We start from the raw sequence: 21,966 nt of genomic DNA, 5'->3' as shown, positions 1-21,966 counted from the left end.
TATGGAGGTAACGCTTCTCGGCACGGGAAGCCCGGCCCCGAACCTCAATCGCGCTGGCACCGCGCTCACCGTCAGCACCGGTGAGAAGACGTTCCTGGTCGACTGTGGCCCTCGAACGGTCTATGAACTGCTCCGCAACGGGATCGATCCGGGCTCGATCTCCGAACTTCTGTTCACCCACCATCACGTCGATCACAACGCCGCATTCCCGCACTTTGCCATCTCCTCGTGGACGGCGGGTCGAGAATCGCTGCGCGTGTACGGCCCCGACGGTACCGACGATTTGATCGAGGCGCTGTACAACGTCTACGAAGAGGATCTCGCCTACCGCCAGCAAGTAGGATACGACGCGACCGGTATCGAGGACATCGAATGGATCCCCGTCGAAGACGGCTCCCGGTTCGAGCGGGGTGACGTCGAGATCGAGGCATCCTCGGTCGAGCACTCGATCGAGACGTACGCCTATCGCTTTGAGGGACCGAACGGCGAGCGCTTGGTCTTCTCCGGCGACACTCGGAAGTCAGAGGATCTCGCAGCGTTCGCAGCGGGTGCCGACGTGCTCGTCCACGACGCGCATATGTCCCCGGTCGGTGACCCGCCGACGCCGTCGGGCGACGAACTCGTCTGGGATCGATACCTTACACCGTATCCGGAGGAGATGGCAAAAAACCTTCAAAATACGCACTGCACCCCACGGCAGGCCGGCGAGGTCGCGTCGAACGCAGGCGTCGACACGCTCGTCCTGACGCACTTCCCGCCGTACCGCGACACCGACGGGATTCGTGCAGCGGCGGCTGAGGCATTCGACGGGACCGTCATCGTCGCCTACGACGGGCTCACAATCGACGTCTCGAACGGATCGCTAACGAACGAATCACAACGGGCCACCGCGCAGGAGCAGCTATGAGCACTGACGGACACACTGTCGTCGACACCGACATCCACATCTGGGAACCAATGGAAGACCTCGTCCGGTACTTCGACGACCCCTGGAAGACGCGTCTCGAACGCGGCTGGGAAGACTTTGCGCGCCGTGCGTTCTTCCCGAAGTCCACCGGCGATCGGTTCGTCGGCGGTCGTCTCGACCGCAACGTCGCCGGGATGGACTCGTCGTATCCGGGCGAGATGCGACCCGAGGAGATCCCGGAGGCGATGGACTATCTGGGCGTGGACAAGTGTCTCGTCCTCTCGCATCTGATCTTGGCGGCCGCGCCAGCACTCGGAGGCGACGACACCAGAATGACCACGTTCGCCAGCGGCGCGACCGACTACCTGCTCGATCAGGTCGTCGATCCGAACGAGGGCATCTACACCGCAATCCCGATCCCGCTCGACGACCCTGACGACGCCGTCGACCTGATCGACCGCGTCGGCGACGAAGAGGGGATCGCCGGCGTCTATATGATCACCGGCGGGGCCGAACCCCCGCTCGGGAATCGCCAGTACGAACCGGTCTATCAGGCGGCCTCCGAGAAGGATCTCACCGTCTGCTATCACACCAGTGGTGCGGGCATCGACAACTACCACACCAAAGGCTACGAGAAACTGATCGAGACGCACACGCTCGGTTTCGTCGAGAACAACTTCGCGCAGGCGGTGAGCGTCCTCGTGCAGGGTATCCCCGAGAAGTTCCCAGAACTCGACTTCGTCTTCCTCGAAGCGGGCATCTTCTACGTGTCGCTGCTGATGAGCCGACTCGACTGTGAGTATCTCAAGCGGCCGTCGGAGGCACCACTGCTTGAACAGCGCCCAAGCGACTACATCAAAGAGTCCTTCTACTTCGGTACACAACCACTCGAAACCGAGGTAGACCCGCAGTATCTCGAATCCGTGATCGATATGATCGGCGGCGCGGGGCGGCTGATGTATGCCTCCGACTATCCTCACTGGGACTTCGATCGCCCCACTCGGATCACCGACCAGTCGTTCCTCTCGGATTCGGAGAAGCGGAAAATCCTGGGCGAAAACGCCGAGGCGGTGTTCGGCATATGAGTCGGGTCCACGTTGGCGACGCCGACTCGTTCGAGGACGGCTCGCGTGCCGTCGTGACGGTGAACGGTCACGAAGTCGCCGTCCTCAACTACGATGGGGAGTACTTCGCCATCTTGAATCGCTGTGCACACGACGGTGGGGCGCTCGACGAAGGGAAAGTTCACGAGAGACTCGTCGCCGACGTTACGGAACCGGGCGAGCGTGACGTCGAGCGGTTCTGTGACGACCCAGCCGTCACCTGTCCGCTACACGGGTGGGAGTACGATCTCGAAACCGGCGTCCACGTCGGCGATGAGAGCATCCGACTGCCGACGTTCGACGTCGTCGACGACGACGGAGAACTGTTCGTCGTTGATCCAACGACGCCCGAGTCGTAACCCGCTCTTTCTGATCGCGTTCTGTCGTAAGAGCGCCATTCGGGACTCATAGGGACGACAGCGAGCGAGCGGTTAGTACGCAACTACCGAACGAAACGAGGACGAAAATGCGCCAGCCGGGAATTGAACCCGGGCTAGTGGCTTGGGAAGCCACTGTCCTACCACTGGACCACTGGCGCGCACTGACAGTCGCTACGCGGGCCTCCACTCGAAACAGAGCCACAGGCTCGACTTAAGGATGACGGAACGGGGGGCGAGAACGGTTTCACCCCCGGCAGAAAGCCGCGCAGCGTTCTTCCCAGCCGACGGCGAGCGACCTACTTCCCGAGGTACAGATCCCGGATGCGCTCGGATTCCCGGATCGTCTCGGCGTCGGCCTCGAAGCGGTTCTCGCCCATATCGAGGACGTAGCCCCGATCGGCGACCGACAGCGCGGCGTTGACGTTCTGTTCGATCATCAGCACGGCCGTCCCGTCGTCGCGGATCCGCGCGATGTGCTCGAACGTCCGCTCGATGAGCTGTGGGGCCAACCCGGCCGACGGCTCGTCGATGAAGAGCAGATCCGGATCCGGCATCAGCGCGCGCGCCATCGCCAGCATCTGCCGCTCGCCACCCGAGAGCGTCTCGGCCGTCTGTTCGAGTCGTTCCTCCAGTCGCGGGAACAGCTCGAAGAGTTCCGCTCGCCGCGAGGCCGGATCCTCGGTGTGGATCGCGCCGATGTCGAGATTCTCCGAAACCGTGAGATTCGGGAAGACGTTCTCGGTCTGCGGGACGAACCCGACGCCGTGTTCGATCATCCGGTTCGAACGGACTTCTGAAAGGTCGGTGCCGTCGATCTCGGTCGTCCCGTCCCACAGCGGCAGGCGACCGTAGAGCGCCTTCATCAGCGTCGACTTCCCGGCCCCGTTCGGGCCGAAGACGAGGACGATCTCGTCGTCGCGGACGTCGACGTCGACGCCGTAGAGCACCTGCAGTTCGCCGTAGCCCGTCTCGATGCCACGCGCCGAGAAGAGCGCGTCGTCGATCTCCGGGACTGTTTCGAGGTCTGCGCTACTCATTCTCGAAGCCTCCCAGGTACGCTTCGACGACCCGTTCGTCTTCCTGGACGATCGACGGCGGCCCGCTCGCGAGCGTCTGGCCGTTGTGCAGGACGACGACGCGGTCGCAGTGGTTCATAACGAGGTCCATATCGTGTTCGATGAGGAGAATCGTCCGCCCGCGGTCGTTGAGTTCGTGGAGCCGATCGAGGAGGTCGTCGGCGAGTGACGGATTGACGCCGGCCATCGGTTCGTCGAGGAGGATGATCTCGGGATCTAACATCAGCACGCGTCCCAGTTCGAGCAACTTCCGCTGCCCGCCCGAGAGCCCGCTGGCGTACTCCTCGGCGAGGTGGTCGAGCGAGAGGAACTCCAGCGTGTCGTCGACGCGCTCTCGGATGTCTGCTTCCTCGGAGCCGACGGTACCAGGCTGGACGAGCGCCGAGATCGGCCGTTCGCCCGTCTGTCCGCGCGCCGCGAACGCGAGATTCTCGCGCACGCTCATCCCGCGGAAGATCTTCGGCGTCTGGAACGTCCGCCCCAGGCCGCGTTGGGCGATCCGATTCGGGGGGAGGTCCTGAACGTCCTCGCCGGCGAGGCGGACGGCCCCCGAATCGGGCGTTAGCATCCCCGTGACGCAGTTGAACAGCGTCGACTTCCCGGCCCCGTTCGGCCCGATGAGGCCGGTGACCGACTCCGCTTCGACGCCGAAGGAGGCGTGGTCGATGGCGGTCAGGCCGCCGAAACGCTTCACGACGTCGTCGACTTCGAGGAGCGGCGCGTCGGAATCGGACCCGGTCACGCCTGTGGCGGCGCCCGATTCGCTGCTGTCTCGGCTCATCAGTCTTCCTCCCCGATGGCGTCGATCTCGTTCGAATCACCGAAGACGCCTTCCGGCCGGTAGCGGATCACGAGCACGATCAACAGCCCGATGACGACGAATCGGAGGCTGGGGACGAACGAGGCGTGATCCGGAAGCGGTTCGACTGCGAGACGGAGCGCGTCGGCGGCGACCGTCGGCAGCGACGCGAGTAGGCTGTCGTAGATGTTGGTGAGAAACCGCGTCGATTCGCGGAAGCCAACGAGCAGGAACGCGCCGAACACCGCGCCGGTGTTCGAGGCGACGCCGCCGAGCAGCAGCGCCGCCCAGACGGTGAACGTCACTGCGGGGACGAACTGCTGGACGACGACGCTGCCGACGTAGTGCGCGTAGAGGCCGCCGGCGAGTCCGGCGACCGCCCCGCCGATCGCGAACGACGTGAGCTTCACGCGGATGGTGTTCTTGCCGAGCATCTGTGCGGCGTCCTCGCTCTCGCGGACGCCTTTGAGCAGGCGCCCGAACGGTGACCCCGTCAGCCGGGAGAGGACGAACGCGACGGCGACGAGCACGACGACGACGAAGACGAAGTACGTCACCGCCCACGTGTCTGCACTCATCGCGGCGCGTCCGGGTTTCGGCACGCTGTTGAGGCCGAACGAGCCGTTGGTCAGCCACGCCTCGTTTTCGAGAACGCTACCGAAGATGCCTGCGAGCGCGAACGTCGCGACCGCGAGGTAGTGGCTGCCGAGACGGACGCTCGTCGCACCGATGAGCGTCGCCAGCAAACCCCCGACGACGGCGGCGGCGACCAGACTGACCGGCAGGCCGAGCGGCATCGGGAGGTTCAGTCCGAAGACGTACTCCGCGCCGGAGACTTGCGACGGCGGCGGGACCGTCAGCAAGGCAGCCGTGTACGCGCCCGCCGCGAAGAACGCGACGTGGCCGAAGTTGATCAGTCCAGTGTAGCCGTAGTGGATGTTGAGCCCGAGCGTCAAGAGCGAGTAGATGCCCGCGATGGTGAGCACCGTGAGGAGGAACGATCCCCACCCGGGCAGCGAAAGGAGCGCCGTCGGCGTGAACGCGCCCATCAGATCTCACCTCCGGCGATGCCGTCTGGCTTGAACAGCAGCACGCCGACGAGGATGGCGAAGGCGTACGCCATCGTGTACTCCGCAGAGAGGTACGTCGTCCCGAGGCTCATCGCGACACCGACGATGATCGCGCCGAGCATCGCGCCGTACGGCCGACCGATGCCGCCCAGAAGCGTCGCGGCGAAGATGACGATGAGGTACTCGAAGCCGACCGTCGGGCGGAACGGTGCGAACAAGACGGCGTAGAGGACGCCGGCCAGCGCGCCCGCGCCCGCGGAGATGAACCACGTCCGCCGGACCACGCTGTCGGTGTCGATACCGGCGATCTCGGCGAGGTTGCGGTTCCCGCTCGTCGCCCGCATCGTCTTCCCGAGCATCGTGTACGTCAAGAGCACGTGGATGAGGAGCATCGTCGCGATCGCGACGAGGAAGACCGCCGCACGGAGCGGGGTCGTCCCGACGCCGAAGACCTCGACGGGCCGCATCAGCGGCACTGGAAGTTGCTTCGCGGAGACGCCGACGGTGGCCGTCAGCGCGTACCGGAGGATGAACGCGACGCCGATCGAGGTGATGAGCAGCGGCAGCGGCCCCCGATCGGACAACGGCTCGAAGAAGACCCGGGAGACGCCGACGCCGAACGCGCCGACGACCAGGACCGCGACGACCGTCGCGACGGGGAGCGGAAGCGAGAGGCCGAGTCCGGCCCCCGACAGGAACAACGCGAGATACGCCCCGTAGGTAAGGAACTCGCCGTACGCGAAGTTGATGAAGCGGGTCACGCCGTACGAGAGCGTCAGTCCGACCGCACCGACAGAGATGACACTGCCCTCGATCAGGCCGTAGATAAGCGTCTGAATGAACTGCGTAACGAAGGCGACCATAGCGTGGAACGAACGCTACAGTTCGCTCGGCGGAATCGTCGCCGCTTGCGTCCAGCTCCCCTCTTCGACTCGCATAATCGCGAACGGCGACCCGACGTCGCCGTCCTCGTCGAAATCGATCGGACCGACGAGGCCGCGGTAATCGAGATCCGACCCCTCCTCGATCGCCGACGCACCGTCGGTGTAGTTCGTGACGACCGCCTCCGGCGGGTTCGCGACTGTCCGAACGTTCCCCGCGACGTTCGGGGGCGTGATCTCGTCGCCGGCCGTCGCGGTGGTCTTCATCGCCAGGCCGAGCGTGTTCATCGCGTCGTAGGCGTTCCGCGCGAACAGTTTCGGCTTCGAGCCGCTGAAGTCGGTGACGCGCTGCTGGAAGGCTTCGATCCGGCCCTCCTCCTCGGCGGCCTGATACGTCGCCGACTGCAGTCCGAGGATCCCGCCCGTGACCTGCTCGGGGGCTTCCTCGAGGAAGACGTCTGTCGTCTGGTCCTGCGTGACGTACCAGTTGCCCTCGTAGCCCGCCTGATACGCTGCACGCATAATTTTGATACTGTCGTCTTTCGACCCGACGAGGACGGTGACCTCCGGTTCGGAGTTCATCACGGTCTGCACTTCGCTCTCGTAAGACGCCTTGCCGGTCTTGAAGTCGACGGCTTCGGTGACCGTTCCGCCGAACTCCTCGAAGGACTCTCGGATCGGGCTCTTGAAGGACTGGAAGACCTCCTTGTTCCCGACCATCAGCGCCATATTGGAGTAGTCGGTGACGGTGTTGTACTGCTGGTTCCGGAGGGCTTTCGCGATCGCCCGCCCGCCGAGCGCGTCCGATGGCACCGTCCGGAAGACGTACTCGCCGCCGCGGTCGTCGAGGGACGTCGTCCCCGCCGTCGGCGTCACGATCGGAACCTGGTTCTCCTGGAAGAGATCGAACACGGCGGACATCGTGATCGACGTCGGACCGATGATGCCGGCCACGTTCTCGACGTTGATCAGCTTCTTCGCCGCCGAGAGCGACGCCGAGGGCGATCCCTCGGTGTCGGCCTGCACGAGCGTCACGTCGCGGCCGCCGATACCGCCCTGCTCGTTGATCTCCTGGGCGATCATCCGCGTCACCGGCAGCACGTTCTCGCCGACCCACGCGTACTCGCCAGAGAACGGCAGCAGCACGCCGATCGGGATCGCGTCGCCGCCGCTTCCGCCGTCGCCACCGCTGGTCGTCGTCTCGTCTCCACCCGTGGCGGTGGTCCCCTCACCGGATTCGGTGGTGCTTCCCGATCCCGAGCCACCAGAACAGCCCGCAAGACCGGCAACCGCTGCTGTCCCTGCCCCAACTAAGAATTCGCGTCTCTGCTTCACGCGACACACTCGACGAGTATTTGTAATAAATGTATATGGGATGGTATCGGTTTTCACCCCGCTGCTAGAATGACATACGTACTCACAACTATCTGCACCCCGATCTCATAGTGATTACTCTCACTGTTTACCGGCGAGCGCCACTCCCGGTAGTGTTGGTCGGCGGTAAGAGACGAGAGTAATCATTATCAGGCCCCGGGCAGGTCGTCGCCGAGCCCCCGTTCGAGGTTGACGGCGACGTTCTTCGTCTGAAGGTACGAGTCGAGCGCTTCGAACCCCTTCTCGCGACCGATGCCCGATTTCTTGTACCCGCCGAAGGGCGTCTGATTCGTGTCGCCGAACCACTTGTTGACGTAGACGTTACCGGCCTGGAGCCGCTGGGCGTCGCGGTGAGCGCGGCGGACGTCGTTCGTGAATATCCCCGCTGTGAGTCCGTACTCGACGTCGTTGGCGATCTCGATTGGTTCCTCGTCGTCGCCGAACGGTACGACGACCAACACCGGACCGAAGATCTCCTCTTGGGCGACGACCATCTCGTTGTCGACGTCGACGAACACCGTCGGCTCGACGAAGTTGCCCTCGCGGTCGGGCACGCCGCCGCCAGCCGCGACGGTCGCACCCTCCTCGCGGCCCTGTTCGATGTACTCACACACCCGATCCCGGTGCGCCGCGCTGTTGAGCGGCCCCATATCGGGATCGTCCCGTCCGGGACCGAGTTCGTAGGCGTCCGCGATATCGGTGATCTGCTCGACGAACTCATCGTACACGTCCTCGTGGACGAGCGCCCGGTCGGCCGCCGAACAGACCTGCCCCGCGTTCGTGAAGATCGCCGTCGCGATCCAGCCGACCGCCTCCTCGACGTCGGCGTCGGGGTAGACGATCGCGGGATTCTTCCCGCCGAGTTCGAGCGTGACGGGCGTGACGTTCTCGGCCGCCGAGCGCATCACCGCTTGCCCAGTAGGGACACTGCCGGTGAAGGTGATCGTGTCGACGCCCTCGTGGGCGGTGAGCGCTTCGCCCGGTTCGCCGCCACCGGCGACGACGTTCACCGCGCCTTCGGGGATTCCGGCCTCATAGCAGAGCTTTGCGAGGTGGAACGCCGACAGCGGCGTCGTCGGAGCCGGCTTGACGACGGTCGCGTTGCCGGCGACGAGTGCGGGCGCGACGCCCCGCGCGAACAGATTCCCCGGGAAGTTCCAGGGCACGATCTGCGCGGAGACGCCGTATGGCTCTCTGACGGTGTAGTCGACCTGCCCGGTGCCGACCGGAATCGACTCGCCCTCCAGTTTGTCGGCCGCGCCGGCGTAGTACTCGAAGTACCGCGCCGCACCCTCGAAGTCGGACTTCGCCTGCGAGAGCGGCTTCCCCTGATCGAGCGATTCGATCGCCGCGAGTTCGTCTTTGTGCTCTCGGATCAACTCTGCGACCCGGTGGACGCGCTGTCCGCGCGTCACGGGGTCGGTGTCGCGCCACTCGGGAAACGCCTCCCGGGCGGCCGCCACCGCGGCGTCGACGTCGGCTGCCGTCCCCGCGGCGACCGCCGTGATCGGCTCGTTCGTCGCTGGATCGGTGGTCTCGACGTACTCGCCCGCCGCGGGCTCGGTCCACTCCCCGCCGACGAGGTGCGGGTACCGCTCTCGAACGTCTGGCTCTCGCATACCTCCTGGTCGTCGATGGCCCGTGTCAATGTTTGGATCGAGACGGGGACGCGCCGACGACCGGACCGGACACAGGGGAAACGTTCATACCCCGACGGCTTCGCCAGCAACTATGGACTTTCAGGGTCGAGCGGTCGCTGTCACTGGCGCCGGCTCGGGGATGGGCGAACGAATCGCGCACCGATTCGCTGAACACGGCGCGGCCGTCGCCGTCGTCGATATCGACGCCGACGCGGCCGCAGCGACGGCCGAGACGATCGAAGCCGAAACACCTGCCGAGGCCGTCGCGATCACCGCGGACGTCTCCGACGCCGACGACGTCGCGGGATTCATCGCGCGGACGGTCGAGGAGTTCGGATCGATCGACGTGCTCCACAACAACGCGGGCATCCCACAGGAGGCGACGCCCGTCGAGGAGGTGACGGAAGCCACCTGGGACCGGATTCAGGATGTGAACCTCAAGAGCGCCTTCCTCGGCGCGAAGTACGCCGTTCCGCGGATGCGCGAACAGGGCGGCGGCGTCATTCTCAACACCGCGTCGACGGCCGGCATCCGCCCGCGGACGGGCCTCTCGGCCTACGCGGCCTCGAAGGGCGGGATGATCACGCTCACGAAACAACTCGCCTTCGAACTGGCGGACGACGACATCCGGGTAAACGCCATCTGCCCGGTCGCCACCGACACCGGGATGCTGCCGCAGTTCGCCGGCGACGACCTCTCCGTCGAGGGGATGGCCGAGACAATCCCGCTGGGCCGCCTCGCCGAACCGGACGACGTCGCCGACGCCGCGGTCTTCCTCGCAAGCGGAAACGCCCAGATGATCACCGGCACGGCGCTGGAAGTCGACGGCGGTCGCGACATCTGATAGGGATTCTCGTCACTGTTCGGAGATTCTCGCCGTACCGTCCGGCGAGAAATCTATGAGAACTCACGATAATCCCTATGACTCTCGGGCTGAGGTCGACGACTACTCTTCGCGGAAATCCCCTGGGAACTGAACGGACGGCCACTTATCTCCCACGACGGGTGAGTATTAGTGTCCTCAGTCGGTATCCTTCTCTGATGACTACGGACGATTCGGTCCTCACAGAGGACGCACCGCTCGATCTTCGGCTCTCGGAACCCGAACTGGAACGGACGGCCGACCACCTCCAGTCGTTCATCCGCGACGTCGTCGACGGGGCCGGTGCCGAGGGTGCGGTCCTCGGCCTCTCGGGCGGCATCGACAGCACGACCGTGGCGTATCTGGCGGTCGAAGCGCTGGGCGCCGAGAACGTTCACGGCCTCGTGATGCCGAGTGTGGTGAACACCGAAGACAATATGAGCGACGCCGAGTGGCTCGCGCAGGAACTCGAAATCCCCTACGACGTCGTCGAGATCCAGCCGATCGCGGAGACGTTCTTCGATACATTTCCCGAGGCTGCCGACGATCGGATGGCCGCCGGCAACGTCTACGTCCGCGTTCGTGGCGTGCTGAACTACTTCGTCGCCAACCACGAGAGCAAGGTCGTCCTCGGGACCGGCAACCGCTCGGAGGCGCTGACGGGCTACTTCACGAAGTACGGCGATCAGGCGGTCGACTGCAACCCGATCGGCAACCTCTACAAACAGCAGGTGCGCCAGCTCGCGGACTTCCTGGGCGCGCCGGAGGAACTGGTGATGAAGACGCCCTCCGCCGAGATGTGGTCCGGTCAGACCGACGAGGAAGAGATGGGGCTGGACTACGACACGCTCGATGCGGTCCTCGCTCTCCACGTCGACGGCCCGCTCTCGGTGGCGGCGACCGTCCGCGAACTGGACGTCACCGAAGCGCAGATCGAGCGGGTCGTCGACCTCTACGAGGGCAGCGCCCACAAGCGCTCGATGCCGCCGGCTCCCGAGCCGTTACACCGCTGAGCCGCCGTTCGCCCGTGTTGGTCCCACAATCTCTCTTCTGACCGCGAGCCTTTTACCCGAACGCGGTCGATCTGTCGCACGATGCGACTCGGTATCCTCGGGACGCTGCAACTGGCGGCGACGCTGATCTTCGCCGCACCGGTCGGGATCTTCGGACTCACTCGACTGACGGAGGGCGACATCGCCCTCGGCGCCGGCGCGGTAGCCATCGCTGTCGCGATGGTCGTCCTCCCGCAGTACCTTACGACACCCGGTGATATCCCGGTAAAAATCGGCGAACGCGTCTTCGGCGCGGTCGTGAAGGCGCCGGACGACGACGAGGACACACCCTGATTTCTGGGCCGATTACGCCCGCGGCGAAAACGAGTGCGAGTCGTCGCCGAGGCGTTCGTACCCAGATTCGGTCACGACGACCAGCGCGCTCAGCCGGACGCAGCCCTGTTCGGGATCGGCCACGCCGGGCGCAACAGCGATTACCATTCCCGCGTCGAGTGCTGTGCCGCCGCGGAGGGGCGGCGACTCGCGCCGCGAGAGTCCGACGCCGTATCCGACGTCGAGCGGCCCGTCCGGGAGTTCGACCCCGGCCGTCGGGTCGAAGCCGAACGCAGCCAGTTCCGCGTCGGCTTCGCGGGCGACGTCCCCGGCATCGGCACCGGCTTCGATCTCTGCTAGTCCGGCGTCGAGTGCCGACTCGACGGCCACGTACGCGCGGCGGTCCCAGCCGCCGTCGCTGTCGACGACGACCGTCCGCGTGAGCGCGCCGTGATAGCCGTGGGGTCCGCGCGGCGCGACCTCGATCCGGATCGGCTCGTTCGCTCTGATCGGGACGGATTCGCGGGTCCCTCCGTCGGCGGCCGAGCGATGTGCCCCGACGGCGACGACGGTGTTTCCGGCGTCACTGACACCGTTTCGGGCCAGTTCGGCGTTTACCTCTCGCGTCAGCCGATCGATCGTGAGCGGTGCGTCCTGCCAGCGGAGTTCGTGCCCCCCGCCGTCTCCCGCGTCTGCGTCTGCCGCCGCGTCCGCCGCCGCGAGAACTCCCTCGGCGTGACGCACCGCCGCGACTGCCGCCGCTTGGGCGCCCCGGATCGCGTCGATCTCGCTGTCGGCCTTGGCCCGTCGGGCGTCCGCGACCGCCGTCGTCGACTGCAACTCGTAGCCCGCGCGTTCCAGATAGACGGCGGCATCGTGCGGGATCGTCGGTGGGACGAGAACGAGCGGCGGTTCGGCGCCGCCTGCGGCTCCTGCTTCCGAGTGGTCGAGTATCGCGGCGGCGCGATCGCCTGCGGGGTCGCCGGCGCGCTCAGTCGCGACGCGGCCGTCGAACTGCCGGGCCGCTTTCGTCTCGAACCCGGCGGGTACACAGAGCACGCTTTCGCGCGTTGCTCCCGCCGTTCGGACGAACGCGTACTCGCGCTCCGGCCCGTCGAAGCGCGTCAGATATCTGAGATCGTCGTCACGCCGGCCGCCGACGGCGACGAAGCCGACCGCGTCGGCCGCTTCGAGCGCGTCGTCGAGGAACGACCAGTCGGTCCGGATCGACCCCGATTCGGAGCCCTCGTGGGACACGCTCGGTCAGGCGTCCGGCTCGGGTGCCGGAACTTCGCCTTCCTGGGCGTCGGCCAGCAGTTCCTCGACTGACTCGTCGCGGATCTCGTTGTGCAGCAGCACGCTCACCGGAAGCGTCGGCGCGCCGCTGACGAGGTTTTCGAGGATGATGAGACGCTCGCGCGCACGGGACATCCCGACGTAGAACACCCGGCGCTCGTTGTCGGTGAGGATCGGGACGGGATCGGTGCTGGCGGTGAACTCCTCGACGGCGTCGACTTCGTCGTCCCCGACCGAGGCGGCCATCTGTTCGACGACCTTCTCGGTGAGGTCGGTCGCGACGAAGACGTGGTCCGCCTCGCGACCCTTCGCGGAGTGGATCGTGCCGATGCGGACGCGGTCGGGGTCCATCCCGCGGTACTCGCCCGCGAAGTACGCCTCGACGGAGTTGCGCTGGAAGGAGGTGACCTTCCGGAGCATGTCGCCCGCGGAGGCCCCGTCGGGGGCGAACGGCGCGAACTCGGTGATCACGTCGGGATCGACCGAGAGGTCGGTGAGGTCGTCGACGCCGGCGTCCTCCTGTAACTCGTCGATGCGGTCGAAGAGGTCGTCACGGTCGTTGCTGCCGAACGCCGAGTCCTGCAGCATATCCGCGAGCCGCCGCGCCTGCAGTCCGTCGAGCGCCTCCTCGCGTTCGAGGCGCTCGATCCCGCGAACGTACTGCGTCAGCCGATCGGTCCACATCCGCTGGTCGGTGAGCGCCGAGAAGGGCATCCCGAGCGGCAGGAACTCGTCGATGAACTGGAACAGCTGATAGCGGGCGCGGAACAGCACCATCACCGTCTCGTCGTCGTCGCCCTGCTCGATCGTGTAGCGGACGTTCCGCGCGAGATCCAGCATCGACGGGGATTCGATCCCCTCGACGACGCCGCCCTCCTTGCGCGGCCGGAGGTCCTTCTCCTGGCGTTTGTCGATGTGGCGGATCTCCTGATTGACGACGTTGAGGACCTGCGAGGGAAGCCGATAGGAGTTCGGCAGGACCTCGTCCTCGTCGCGCTCGGCGTCGAGCAGGAGATTCGGGTCCGCGCCCTGCCAGGCGTAGACGACCTGGTCGTCGTCGCCGGCGATGAGGACGCGCTCCATATGGGGCTTCCACTCCTGATACACGTCGTACTGCAGCGTCGTGATGTCCTGGAACTCGTCGATGACGAGGTAGTCGACGTGGGGGACGAGCGAGCGCTGCTTCACGCGCTCGAGCATATCCGCGAAGCCGACGAGACCGTGTTCGCCCTTGTAGCTCCGCCACGCGCGGATCACTTCGGGGACGTCGATCCGGTCGTCGTCGGAGGGCCACGTCGGAGTGTACTTGTTGCCCTCCTGGGCGTTCGGGTCGACCTCGGGCGGCAGCCGGACTTCCTCGACGTTCCACTGGAAGGGGACGTCGTACCAGTCCGAGACGTCTCGGCGGGTGCGCTGGAGCCACTGGCTCGTCGCGATGATCTTGTTACCGATCGTCGTCGAGCGGGCGGTCCGTCGGCCGGCGCCGCCGTACTCGTCTTCGAATTCGACGCCGTACTCCTCACAGAACTCCTTTTTGTCGCTCTCGCCGACGACGTCGTTCCGGGAGAGATCCAGCAGTTCGTACGCTTTCGCGTGCATCGTCGCGACGTTGCCCTTCAGCGCCCGTGGGGAGATGTCGAGCCGCTCTGCGAGCCGCTCGCGAACCTCTGCGGCGGCCGCCCGCGTGTAGGAGACGACGAGTATGTCCCGGATCGTGACGTCGTCTTGATCCAGCAGCTCGTCGACCCGATCGAGCAGGGCCGTCGTCTTCCCGCTTCCGGGGCCACCGAACAATCGGGTGACCGTCGCGTCGGAGTCGCTCATTGAAGGCGTTCACGCGCTTGCGCGTGATAAAGTACCTGTTTCGAGAATGAAGTTCGAGACGCCGATTCGCGCGTTCGTGCGGGCCGTCCTACGTGCGCGGATCCCACCCGCAGACGGCGCAGTCGGTCGCGCTGGCGTCGTGAAGTGCACCACACTCCGGACACTGCTTCTTGTTATACGACGTCTCCCAGTCTACTGTCTCGGTCTCGTGACCGCGGTCGTCGAGGAACTGGTCGAACAGAGCGTCGTCGGAAGTCGGTGCTGAGGCCATACACGATATGGTATGTCGTACCAATACTTAGTCCTACTGCCGAGTACAGAGTCGTGAGGATCGGTCGTGATTCTGGCGATCGGCTGCCGAAACAGTGTTCGGTAGAGCGCAGTCGCTCAGTCGGCGGTCGTCACCTCAGACGGAATCGAGGTCGTAGAGCGCGCCGTACTTCTCGGTGACGTAGTCGACGAACGCCTCCGCAGTGAACGCTGATCCGGTCGCCCGCTCGACGAGTTCGTTCGTCTCGTAGCGCGCGCCGTGGCGGTGGACGTTCTCGGTCAGCCACTCGTGCAGCGCGTCGAAGTCGCGGGCAGTGATCTCCTCCTCCAGATCGTCGATGTCGTCCGCGGCGGCCGCGTACAACTGGGCGGCCATCGCCGACCCCAGCGAGTACGTCGGGAAGTATCCGAAGTTGCCGTGGCTCCAGTGGATGTCCTGGAGACAGCCCTCACTGTCGGTGTCGGGGCGGACGCCGAGGTACTCCTCGTACTTGTCGTTCCAGACTTCCGGCACTTCGTCGACGTCGATGTCGCCGGCGATCAGCGCGCGCTCGATCTCGAAGCGGATGATGATGTGCAGGTGGTAGGTGAGTTCGTCCGCCTCGACGCGGATGAGGTTGTCCTCGTAGACCTGGTTTGCGGCCTCGTAGGCCTCTCGGGGGGTCACCTCGGAAGCCTTCGGGAAGTGCTCGGCGAACGTGGGCAGGAAGCCCTCCCAGAACGCCTGCGAGCGCCCGACGTGATTCTCCCAGAGGCGCGACTGGGACTCGTGGACCGAGAGGTCCCGATCCTCGCCGAGCGGGCTCGCGTAGTGCTCGTCGGGCAGGCCGAGCGTGTAGGTCGCGTGCCCGAACTCGTGGATCGTCGAGGTGAGCGAGCCGAGCGGGTCGGGCTCGTCGAAGCGGGTCGTCACCCGCGCGTCGAACGTCGTGCCCGTGGAGAACGGGTGCGGCGCGGTGTCGAGGCGGCCCCGGTCCCAGGGATAGCCGAGCGTCGAGAGCACGTCCCGACAGAGGTCCTCCTGCTCGCCGGCGGGATACTCGCCGAGCGAGGTGAACGCGTCCGTCGCCAGTTCGGCCTCGGACTCCCTGATCTCCTCGATCATCGGCACGAGCGTCTCCCGGAGCGTTTCGAGGATCGACTCCGCGCGCTCCAAGGAAAGACACGGCTCGAAGTCCTCGAAGAGCACCTCGTAGGCGTCGCGGTCCGGATCGATGTGCGCCGCGTACTCGCGTTTGAGTTCGACGTGCTTCCGCAGGTAGGGGGCGAACGCCTCGAAGTCGTCTTCGGCTTTCGCTTCCTTCCACGCCGGCAGCGCCTCCGACGCAGTCGTCGAAATTTCCTCGACCAGTTCGGACGGAACGGCGACTGCGCGCTCGTACTCGCGACGGATCTCGCGGACGACGGCCGCCTGTTCGTCGCTCAGTTCCGTCGCTTCGAGCTCGTCGAGCGCGTCGCCGACGGCGTCGTCTGTGAGGAGGTCGTGCGACAGCGACGACAGCGTCGAGAGCTGCTGTGACCGCGCCGGCGTCCCCGCGTCGGGCATCATCACCTGCTGGTCCCACGAGAGGATGCCGCTCGCGTTGCGGACGTTCGCCACGCGTCGGTACTCTTCGAGCAGCGTCTCGTAGGCGTCCGGTGCGCTCTCGTCGTCTCGCTCAGACTCCGAAGCCGCCTCGGGTGCGTCTGTCGCCATCGTCGTGACTGTGGACGCGAGTGCGTATCAACCCGACGCCTCTCTTTTCTGTCACCTGCTCGGCCACCGCTCGGCGAGGCTCTGATACAGTCGCCGACACCGCGCCAGCGCCTCGACCGAGACGCTCTCGTTCGCCGTGTGCGCTTCGCCGGGCTCTGACGCCCCGGCGACGACACAGGTCGTCCCCGCGGCCGCGAGCCACCCCGCGTCGGTCGCGTGCGGTTTGGTCACGCGTTCGGGCGTCGCTGTCTGCGCGGCGTCGGCCGCAGCGAGCGCGGCGTCGGCGAACGCGGCCTCGTCGCACGCCATCGGCGGGAGATCCTGATCGATGGCCCACTCGACGCCGTCGATCTCCTCGACTCGCTCCAGGTGCGCCCGCTCGCTCGGGACGGTGCGCTCGTCGACTGTCACCGTACAGGTCTCGGGGACGACGTTCCACGCCGATCCGCCGTCGATCTCGGTGACGACGACGCTTCCCGTGAGTGTTCGGCCGAGGACCGTCGCGTCGGGCGCGTCGAGGCCGCGGACGGTACTGACGGCGTCGCAGGCGCGGTAGACCGCGTTCTCACCAGTCCCGGGTTCACTCGCGTGCGCAGCGGCCCCGCGTGCGGTGATCGTCGATCCGCGCCGCCCGCGATGGGCGACGACGATATCCGTCTGGTCTTCGCCCGCGTAGTTCGTCGATCCCTCACCGACCACGGCGTAGTCGGGCGCGAAGCCGTCCTCGATGGCGGCGCGCGCGCCCACGCCGCCCTGTTCCTCCCCGACGAACGAGGCGAAGACGAGTTCACCAGCGGGGTCGGCGTCGCGGAACGCGAGCATTGCGGCCGCCAGCGACCCCTTCATATCGGCCGTGCCGCGGCCGTAGAGACGCCCGTCTCGTTCGCCGACGGCGTACTTCGTGTCGCCTTTCTCGGTGGTCCCGCTGCTCGCGACCTGCGACGCGTCGGGTTCGACGACGTCGTGGTGGCCGACCAGCGCCAGCGACGTCGCGCCCGTGCCCCGGCGGGCGACGACGTTGCCGTGTCGATCGCGCGTCACGTCCGCGTCGGTCTCGGTTCGCAGCCACTTCTCGATGGCGTCGCCTGCGGCGGTCTCGTCCTCGTAGCTCGGGATGGAAACGAGCCGTCGCGTCAGCGCTACTACCTCCGTCCGATTCTCGCTCACACGCGGAGGTTCCGCCCCATCGTAGAAAAGTCTCGGGAGCACGTCTCGGCGTTCCCCTCACGTTGCGGCCGCGGCTTCTCGCCGCGGTCTCGGGCTCCCCGTAGCCTTACGGTCTCCGTGATCTCACGCCTCGACGGCGAGTTCCTCGAAGAACGCGAGGTCGTGGATCCGACTGTCGTTGGTCAGTTCGGGGTGGAACGCGGTGCCGACGACCGGGCCGTCGCGGACGGCGACCGGCCGGCCCTCCCACTCGGCGAGCACCTCGACGCCCTCGCCGACCTCGTCGATGGCGGGCGCGCGGATGAACACGGCGGGGAACGGGTCGTCGAACCCGGCGACGTCGAGCGGGGCCTCGAAACTGTCGACCTGCCGACCGAACGCGTTGCGGTCGACAGTCACGTCAAGCAGGTCGAGCGTGTCGACGCGCTCGTCGTTGGCGTCGCTGGAGGCGACGATGAGTCCCGCACACGTCGCCAGTATGGGCTTGCCGGCCGCGACGTGCTCGCGGATCTCCTCGTCGATGCCCTCGCTCGCGAGCAGTCGTGAGATGGCCGTCGACTCCCCGCCGGGCAGCAGCAAGACGTCGCAGTCGGCCACGTGACCGGACTGCCTGATCTCGATCACGTCGACTTCCTCCTCGTGGGCTGCGCCGGCGCGCCGGATGGCCGCCGCGTGCTCAGAGACGTCGCCCTGGACGGCGACGACACCCGCTCGTAACATAGCTGTGCGTCGGAGTCGAATCGACAAAAAGCGTCCGTTGTTCCTCGTCGTCTCGGGTCGGTGCGTGGAGTCGCTGTACGGCGTCGCCCGCCGGTCGTGCGTCGCCGTGCGTCGCGCCGAGAGTTAGATCGCGACGGCGTTCAGGACGAGGACGCCGACGCCGAAGAGGAGTCCAAACGCGAAGACGGTCTTCGGATCGATGCGGATGGCGTTGCGGTCCTCGGCGTCGAAGTATCGAACGAGCCCCGCACTCGACATCAGGCCGCCGCTGTTCTGGCCGCTGCTCATACCTGTAGGTCGGCGGTCCCTCGCCTAAACGTTTCGGATCCGCGAGCGGTCTCGACGGAGTCGTGGCCGTATCGAGACCGCCACTTGCGGTCGCATATGATGGTGACGGCGGGGCGGTGGAAACGCTTATGCGAGGCCCCGCGCAACTTCGCTACGCACACGATGACCGTCCGAGTACTCGATTTTTACGCCGATTGGTGCGGCCCGTGCAAGAAGCAGGATCCCATCTTAGAGGACCTCGAAGCCGAATACGGTGACGTCGACTTCCAGAAGATCGACGTCGACGAGGAGCAGGACCTCGCTAATCAGTACCAGGTCCGTTCGCTGCCGACGGTCGTCGTCGAGCAGGACGGCGACATCGTCGACCGGTTCGTCGGCTTCACACAGCGCGAAGACATCGAGGCCGCGCTGCAGCAGGCTGCTCGGCCCGCCGGCGCGTAACGCAGTCTCATAGGAATTATCGTAACTGTTCGGCGATTTTCGCCGTACCGTCCGGCGAGACATCTATGGAGGCGTACGATAATCCCTATCAGTTCCAACCGCCAGGCTAATCGGCCTGCTGTCGCTGATCCGCGCTTCTCGCTCCAGTTTTTCACCGGGATAGCCCGAGATTCTCGTCGCGTGTCTCGCAAGCATTATACTTCCCCGTCTGGTAGCCTGCCTTATGCCAAAGAACGAGGCCGCAGTGAAACGAGAACTGGAAAAGCAGATCTGTATGCGCTGTAACGCACGCAACCCGAAGCGAGCAGAGCAGTGCCGCAAGTGCGGCTACAAGAACCTTCGACCCAAGTCGAAGGAACGCCGCGCCGCGTAGTTACTCTTCGGGATACTTCGGTTCTCGGCGCTCCGCTCGTTCGAGCGCCCGCGCTATCACCTCGCGTACAGCGTCTTCGCTGTCCGGATCGGCGCGGTACACGTCGCCGTGGCCGGCGTACAGTTCCTCGACAGTTTCCGGCATCCGATCGAGCAGCGTTCCGAGGCTCTCGATGAGGCGCTCGCGCGACTGCCCTCGCATATCCGTCCGGCCGAAACTCCCGTCGTCGAACGCGCCGTCGTTGTAGACGACGACGTCGCCGCTGAAGATGCGCGTCTCCCCGACGAGCGAGACGTGGTCGTCGGCGTGGCCGGGCGTGTAGACGACCTCGTAAGACTCCCCACAGAGTTCCCGTACCTCGCCGTCGGTTAGCCCGCCCGTCCGTCGCGGGTGGTCGCCGTAGGCGTACAGGTCGGCGTCGAAGCGGTCGAGCACCGCGTCGAGTTCGGCGACGTGATCGCCGTGCTGGTGGGTGAGATAGACCGCGTCGAGGTCGTCGACGTACTCCGCGATGACGTCTTCGACGCCCGGCATCGTCCCGGCGTCGACGAGCACGGGGCGCTCGCAGTCCAGCAGATAGGCGTTACACGTGAACTCCGTCGCGTTCTCGGTGACCGTGTGAATCTCCATACGCGAGGGTTCTACGGCGGCGACGAAAAACCTCCGGGCCGCTCTCTGCTCCGCCGCCGTCTCGGGGCCCGTACTCGTCGCCTTCGAGCTCACTACTCGACTGAAAACGGCGACCCGAAACCTGCGTGTGTTTTTTGTCGTTCTGTTTCGTACATCTTCGTGTATGGGATTTGGGAGCTACGACGAGTCCGAACAGGAAAATCAGGACTTCGACACCGATCTCGACGACGACGACGGGGTCGCGACCTCCCAGGCCGACCACGGGGGCGACGTCGAGTTCGAGATTGGGGCGTCGAACGACGAACTCCTGGACCGACTCAAAGACATCAAAGAGGAGTAGGGCCGCGGTGATCCCGGCGTACCGGCCACGGGAGCGACGACCGACCACCGGTGCGACGATGGGGGGTGATCCGGACACGCATCGATCTCTCGACGCGACACCGAACTGCTGTTCTGCCAGACGCATCGCTCTGCAACCGACCGCCGTGCGGGCCTTCGATCCGAGACTCGCCGCGTACGAACCCGCGATGGTGGTGGTGCCTGGGTGGTGAAACCCGGCACGCGCGCACTCGGCATCGCGGAGTCGACCGACGAGAGGAGCGGCCGCTGTACGTTCTGCGGCGCAGTCGTGCGCGCTGACCGCGCTGCCGACGGTTTCGCGTTCGCGACGGCCACCGTCGGCGGCCTCGACGCCACCGACGCCGTCTGTGCACTTCTCGACCGACTGGCTCGGCAGGACCTCCAGTATCTGCTGGTGTCGGGCGTCGCGCCCGCGTGGTTCAACCTCCTCGACCTCGATCGGATCGCCGCGGCCGCCGACCGGCCGGTGCTGTCGGTCTCCTACGAGGATAGTCCGGGGCTCGAACCGGCACTCAGAGAACAGTTCGACGGCGACGCGCTCGATTCGCGGCTGGCGATCTACGATCGACTACCACCGCGGCGTCGCCTGCGCGTGAACGACGAGACGGTCTTCGTGCGGAGCGTCGGCGTCGACGACGACGAGGCCGCTCGCGTCGTTCGCGCGTACACGCCCGCCGGTGGCCGGCCCGAACCGGTCCGGGTCGCCCGCCTCGCGGCGCGTGGCGCGCGGGCGTGGCGCGACGACGACGCAGACCGCTGACCCTGGCGCACTTCGGGGCGTCTGCGCCGGTCACCAGACGACCCGGACCGTCACGAGTAAGTCACGCCCGCACGCCTCTCCGGTATGACCAGCGCGGACGACGGAACGATGGAGGGACTCGCCGTCACCTCCTGTGAACGCTGTCCCGAACTCGTCGAGTCGCGGTCCCAGATCGTCAACGGCACCGGCCCGGAGGACGCCGACCTGGTGTTTCTCGGCGAGGCACCGGGGGCGAACGAGGACGACCAGGGCGAACCGTTCGTCGGGCGCTCGGGCAGCGTGCTGGACGAGGCGCTCCGCGATGCCGGACTCGCTCGCACGGACGTCCGAATCACGAACTGCGTTCGCTGTCGCCCGCCGGAGAACCGGAATCCGACGAGTGCCGAACTCGCGAACTGCCGGGGCTATCTCCAGCGCGAACTCGCGCTTATCGACCCCGAACTCGTCGTGACACTCGGAAAGGTGCCCTCCGAGCACCTGCTGGACCGCTCGGTCGCGGTGACGAAGGAGGCCGGCGACGTCGTCGACGTCAGACTCGGCGAGCGGTCGTATCGCGCGGTCGTCTCGGTCCATCCGGCGGCGACGCTCTACGACGGGAGTCAGCGCGAGACGTTCTTCGAGACCATCGCGCACGCCGCCGACCTCGCGGGCGTCGCGACCGACGGCAGCGGCCAGTCGAGTCTCGGCGACTTCTGATAGCCGAAAAGAGACGCCGAACGCTGAT

25 protein-coding genes and 1 tRNA gene are annotated in these 21,966 nt (G+C 66.1%); 11 read left to right on the top strand and 15 right to left on the bottom strand.

The window, feature by feature from the left end:
- The first annotated feature begins 1 nt into the window (after position 1).
- Genes D3D02_RS06115 through D3D02_RS06105 form a run of 3 tightly spaced genes read left to right on the top strand, consistent with a single transcriptional unit; the run spans position 2 to position 2,369 of the window.
- Positions 2-907: an MBL fold metallo-hydrolase gene (locus D3D02_RS06115; RefSeq protein WP_121569088.1), complete on the top strand. Its 906-nt coding sequence runs from the start codon at positions 2-4 to the stop codon at positions 905-907.
- On the top strand, positions 904-1,992 hold the full coding sequence (locus D3D02_RS06110; protein WP_121569087.1) for an amidohydrolase family protein: 1,089 nt from the start codon (positions 904-906) through the stop codon (positions 1,990-1,992). The genes D3D02_RS06115 and D3D02_RS06110 overlap by 4 nt, the downstream gene beginning before the upstream one ends.
- Positions 1,989-2,369: a Rieske (2Fe-2S) protein gene (locus D3D02_RS06105; RefSeq protein ID WP_121569086.1), complete on the top strand. Its 381-nt coding sequence runs from the start codon at positions 1,989-1,991 to the stop codon at positions 2,367-2,369. The genes D3D02_RS06110 and D3D02_RS06105 overlap by 4 nt, the downstream gene beginning before the upstream one ends.
- A gap of 108 nt (positions 2,370-2,477) precedes the next feature.
- Here the strand turns inward: D3D02_RS06105 and D3D02_RS06100 are convergent.
- The 7 genes from D3D02_RS06100 to D3D02_RS06070 all read right to left on the bottom strand — a co-directional run bounded on the left by D3D02_RS06100 (position 2,478) and on the right by D3D02_RS06070 (position 9,209).
- A tRNA-Gly gene (locus tag D3D02_RS06100) sits at positions 2,478-2,548 on the bottom strand.
- A 138-nt stretch (positions 2,549-2,686) separates the two neighbouring features.
- Entirely contained in the window at positions 2,687-3,427 is a 741-nt protein-coding gene (locus tag D3D02_RS06095; protein WP_121569085.1) for an ABC transporter ATP-binding protein, read from the bottom strand.
- On the bottom strand, positions 3,420-4,247 hold the full coding sequence (locus tag D3D02_RS06090) for an ABC transporter ATP-binding protein (protein WP_121569084.1): 828 nt from the start codon (positions 4,245-4,247) through the stop codon (positions 3,420-3,422). Before D3D02_RS06090 ends, D3D02_RS06095 begins: the two co-directional genes overlap by 8 nt.
- The gene (locus D3D02_RS06085; RefSeq protein WP_121569083.1) at positions 4,247-5,314 is read right to left on the bottom strand and encodes a branched-chain amino acid ABC transporter permease; all 1,068 of its coding nucleotides are present in this window, start codon (positions 5,312-5,314) and stop codon (positions 4,247-4,249) included. The genes D3D02_RS06090 and D3D02_RS06085 overlap by 1 nt, the downstream gene beginning before the upstream one ends.
- The gene (locus D3D02_RS06080) at positions 5,314-6,198 is read right to left on the bottom strand and encodes a branched-chain amino acid ABC transporter permease (protein ID WP_121569082.1); all 885 of its coding nucleotides are present in this window, start codon (positions 6,196-6,198) and stop codon (positions 5,314-5,316) included. The genes D3D02_RS06085 and D3D02_RS06080 overlap by 1 nt, the downstream gene beginning before the upstream one ends.
- Positions 6,199-6,213: 15 nt before the next feature.
- The gene (locus D3D02_RS06075) at positions 6,214-7,551 is read right to left on the bottom strand and encodes an ABC transporter substrate-binding protein (RefSeq protein WP_233560591.1); all 1,338 of its coding nucleotides are present in this window, start codon (positions 7,549-7,551) and stop codon (positions 6,214-6,216) included.
- Between the two features lie 188 nt (positions 7,552-7,739).
- Positions 7,740-9,209, bottom strand: a complete 1,470-nt coding sequence (locus D3D02_RS06070) for an aldehyde dehydrogenase (protein ID WP_121569080.1) — start codon at positions 9,207-9,209, stop codon at positions 7,740-7,742.
- A 112-nt stretch (positions 9,210-9,321) separates the two neighbouring features.
- Here D3D02_RS06070 and D3D02_RS06065 point away from each other — a divergent pair, with 112 nt between their 5' ends.
- The 3 genes from D3D02_RS06065 (at position 9,322) to D3D02_RS06055 (ending at position 11,438) form a co-directional block, all read left to right on the top strand.
- The gene (locus D3D02_RS06065) at positions 9,322-10,074 is read left to right on the top strand and encodes an SDR family oxidoreductase (RefSeq protein ID WP_121569079.1); all 753 of its coding nucleotides are present in this window, start codon (positions 9,322-9,324) and stop codon (positions 10,072-10,074) included.
- Between the two features lie 197 nt (positions 10,075-10,271).
- Complete coding sequence (locus D3D02_RS06060; RefSeq protein ID WP_121569078.1) at positions 10,272-11,105, top strand: NAD+ synthase; 834 nt, start codon at positions 10,272-10,274, stop codon at positions 11,103-11,105.
- Positions 11,106-11,186: 81 nt separating this feature from the next.
- On the top strand, positions 11,187-11,438 hold the full coding sequence (locus D3D02_RS06055) for a hypothetical protein (protein WP_121569077.1): 252 nt from the start codon (positions 11,187-11,189) through the stop codon (positions 11,436-11,438).
- Positions 11,439-11,450: 12 nt separating this feature from the next.
- Here D3D02_RS06055 and D3D02_RS06050 read toward each other — a convergent pair whose 3' ends face one another.
- The 7 genes from D3D02_RS06050 to D3D02_RS06020 form a co-directional block, all read right to left on the bottom strand.
- The gene (locus D3D02_RS06050; RefSeq protein ID WP_121569076.1) at positions 11,451-12,674 is read right to left on the bottom strand and encodes a M24 family metallopeptidase; all 1,224 of its coding nucleotides are present in this window, start codon (positions 12,672-12,674) and stop codon (positions 11,451-11,453) included.
- A gap of 6 nt (positions 12,675-12,680) precedes the next feature.
- On the bottom strand, positions 12,681-14,537 hold the full coding sequence (locus D3D02_RS06045; RefSeq protein WP_121569075.1) for a UvrD-helicase domain-containing protein: 1,857 nt from the start codon (positions 14,535-14,537) through the stop codon (positions 12,681-12,683).
- A gap of 88 nt (positions 14,538-14,625) precedes the next feature.
- The gene (locus tag D3D02_RS06040; RefSeq protein WP_121569074.1) at positions 14,626-14,808 is read right to left on the bottom strand and encodes an HVO_0416 family zinc finger protein; all 183 of its coding nucleotides are present in this window, start codon (positions 14,806-14,808) and stop codon (positions 14,626-14,628) included.
- 135 nt (positions 14,809-14,943) lie between these two features.
- Complete coding sequence (locus D3D02_RS06035) at positions 14,944-16,503, bottom strand: carboxypeptidase M32 (protein WP_121569073.1); 1,560 nt, start codon at positions 16,501-16,503, stop codon at positions 14,944-14,946.
- A 51-nt stretch (positions 16,504-16,554) separates the two neighbouring features.
- Positions 16,555-17,670 (bottom strand): M20 family metallopeptidase, encoded by a 1,116-nt coding sequence (locus tag D3D02_RS06030; RefSeq protein WP_121569072.1) that lies wholly within the window; start codon positions 17,668-17,670, stop codon positions 16,555-16,557.
- Between the two features lie 123 nt (positions 17,671-17,793).
- Complete coding sequence (gene pdxT / locus D3D02_RS06025) at positions 17,794-18,390, bottom strand: pyridoxal 5'-phosphate synthase glutaminase subunit PdxT (RefSeq protein ID WP_121569071.1); 597 nt, start codon at positions 18,388-18,390, stop codon at positions 17,794-17,796.
- A 123-nt stretch (positions 18,391-18,513) separates the two neighbouring features.
- Positions 18,514-18,678, bottom strand: a complete 165-nt coding sequence (locus tag D3D02_RS06020; RefSeq protein WP_049985347.1) for a preprotein translocase subunit Sec61beta — start codon at positions 18,676-18,678, stop codon at positions 18,514-18,516.
- Positions 18,679-18,840: 162 nt separating this feature from the next.
- Here D3D02_RS06020 and trxA point away from each other — a divergent pair, with 162 nt between their 5' ends.
- Positions 18,841-19,119, top strand: a complete 279-nt coding sequence (gene trxA / locus D3D02_RS06015) for a thioredoxin (protein WP_121569070.1) — start codon at positions 18,841-18,843, stop codon at positions 19,117-19,119.
- Positions 19,120-19,342: 223 nt separating this feature from the next.
- Positions 19,343-19,492: a 50S ribosomal protein L40e gene (locus D3D02_RS06010; RefSeq protein WP_121569069.1), complete on the top strand. Its 150-nt coding sequence runs from the start codon at positions 19,343-19,345 to the stop codon at positions 19,490-19,492.
- On the opposite strand, the gene D3D02_RS06005 is transcribed toward D3D02_RS06010, so the two are convergent.
- Complete coding sequence (locus tag D3D02_RS06005) at positions 19,493-20,122, bottom strand: MBL fold metallo-hydrolase (protein ID WP_121569068.1); 630 nt, start codon at positions 20,120-20,122, stop codon at positions 19,493-19,495. It abuts the gene before it with no gap.
- Positions 20,123-20,285: 163 nt separating this feature from the next.
- Between D3D02_RS06005 and D3D02_RS06000 the strand changes: the two genes are divergently transcribed.
- The 3 genes from D3D02_RS06000 to D3D02_RS05990 all read left to right on the top strand — a co-directional run bounded on the left by D3D02_RS06000 (position 20,286) and on the right by D3D02_RS05990 (position 21,938).
- Entirely contained in the window at positions 20,286-20,462 is a 177-nt protein-coding gene (locus D3D02_RS06000; RefSeq protein WP_121569067.1) for a DUF5786 family protein, read from the top strand.
- A gap of 207 nt (positions 20,463-20,669) precedes the next feature.
- Positions 20,670-21,242, top strand: a complete 573-nt coding sequence (locus D3D02_RS05995) for a DUF99 family protein (RefSeq protein WP_121569205.1) — start codon at positions 20,670-20,672, stop codon at positions 21,240-21,242.
- Between the two features lie 84 nt (positions 21,243-21,326).
- Positions 21,327-21,938, top strand: coding sequence for a uracil-DNA glycosylase family protein (locus tag D3D02_RS05990; RefSeq protein WP_199723021.1), 612 nt, complete (start codon positions 21,327-21,329; stop codon positions 21,936-21,938).
- Positions 21,939-21,966: the final 28 nt, after the last annotated feature.

It is taken from the genome of Halobellus sp. Atlit-38R, assembly GCF_003665925.1.
Classification (GTDB): Archaea; Halobacteriota; Halobacteria; order Halobacteriales; family Haloferacaceae; genus Haloquadratum; species Haloquadratum inordinatus.
Note: the sequence above shows the minus strand (reverse complement) of the source record. Positions and strands in the feature narration are given on the sequence as shown.

Bases quoted from the DNA above. Each gene is read 5' to 3' on its own strand.
- D3D02_RS06115 (WP_121569088.1), top strand. From the start codon at position 2: ATGGAGGTAACGCTTCTCGGCACGGGAAGCCCGGCCCCGAACCTCAAT.
- D3D02_RS06110 (WP_121569087.1), top strand. From the start codon at position 904: ATGAGCACTGACGGACACACTGTCGTCGACACCGACATCCACATCTGG.
- D3D02_RS06105 (WP_121569086.1), top strand. From the start codon at position 1,989: ATGAGTCGGGTCCACGTTGGCGACGCCGACTCGTTCGAGGACGGCTCG.
- D3D02_RS06095 (WP_121569085.1), bottom strand. From the start codon at position 3,427: ATGAGTAGCGCAGACCTCGAAACAGTCCCGGAGATCGACGACGCGCTC.
- D3D02_RS06090 (WP_121569084.1), bottom strand. From the start codon at position 4,247: ATGAGCCGAGACAGCAGCGAATCGGGCGCCGCCACAGGCGTGACCGGG.
- D3D02_RS06085 (WP_121569083.1), bottom strand. From the start codon at position 5,314: ATGGGCGCGTTCACGCCGACGGCGCTCCTTTCGCTGCCCGGGTGGGGA.
- D3D02_RS06080 (WP_121569082.1), bottom strand. From the start codon at position 6,198: ATGGTCGCCTTCGTTACGCAGTTCATTCAGACGCTTATCTACGGCCTG.
- D3D02_RS06070 (WP_121569080.1), bottom strand. From the start codon at position 9,209: ATGCGAGAGCCAGACGTTCGAGAGCGGTACCCGCACCTCGTCGGCGGG.
- D3D02_RS06065 (WP_121569079.1), top strand. From the start codon at position 9,322: ATGGACTTTCAGGGTCGAGCGGTCGCTGTCACTGGCGCCGGCTCGGGG.
- D3D02_RS06060 (WP_121569078.1), top strand. From the start codon at position 10,272: ATGACTACGGACGATTCGGTCCTCACAGAGGACGCACCGCTCGATCTT.
- D3D02_RS06055 (WP_121569077.1), top strand. From the start codon at position 11,187: ATGCGACTCGGTATCCTCGGGACGCTGCAACTGGCGGCGACGCTGATC.
- D3D02_RS06045 (WP_121569075.1), bottom strand. From the start codon at position 14,537: ATGAGCGACTCCGACGCGACGGTCACCCGATTGTTCGGTGGCCCCGGA.
- D3D02_RS06040 (WP_121569074.1), bottom strand. From the start codon at position 14,808: ATGGCCTCAGCACCGACTTCCGACGACGCTCTGTTCGACCAGTTCCTC.
- D3D02_RS06035 (WP_121569073.1), bottom strand. From the start codon at position 16,503: ATGGCGACAGACGCACCCGAGGCGGCTTCGGAGTCTGAGCGAGACGAC.
- pdxT (WP_121569071.1), bottom strand. From the start codon at position 18,390: ATGTTACGAGCGGGTGTCGTCGCCGTCCAGGGCGACGTCTCTGAGCAC.
- D3D02_RS06020 (WP_049985347.1), bottom strand. From the start codon at position 18,678: ATGAGCAGCGGCCAGAACAGCGGCGGCCTGATGTCGAGTGCGGGGCTC.
- trxA (WP_121569070.1), top strand. From the start codon at position 18,841: ATGACCGTCCGAGTACTCGATTTTTACGCCGATTGGTGCGGCCCGTGC.
- D3D02_RS06010 (WP_121569069.1), top strand. From the start codon at position 19,343: ATGCCAAAGAACGAGGCCGCAGTGAAACGAGAACTGGAAAAGCAGATC.
- D3D02_RS06005 (WP_121569068.1), bottom strand. From the start codon at position 20,122: ATGGAGATTCACACGGTCACCGAGAACGCGACGGAGTTCACGTGTAAC.
- D3D02_RS06000 (WP_121569067.1), top strand. From the start codon at position 20,286: ATGGGATTTGGGAGCTACGACGAGTCCGAACAGGAAAATCAGGACTTC.
- D3D02_RS05990 (WP_199723021.1), top strand. From the start codon at position 21,327: ATGACCAGCGCGGACGACGGAACGATGGAGGGACTCGCCGTCACCTCC.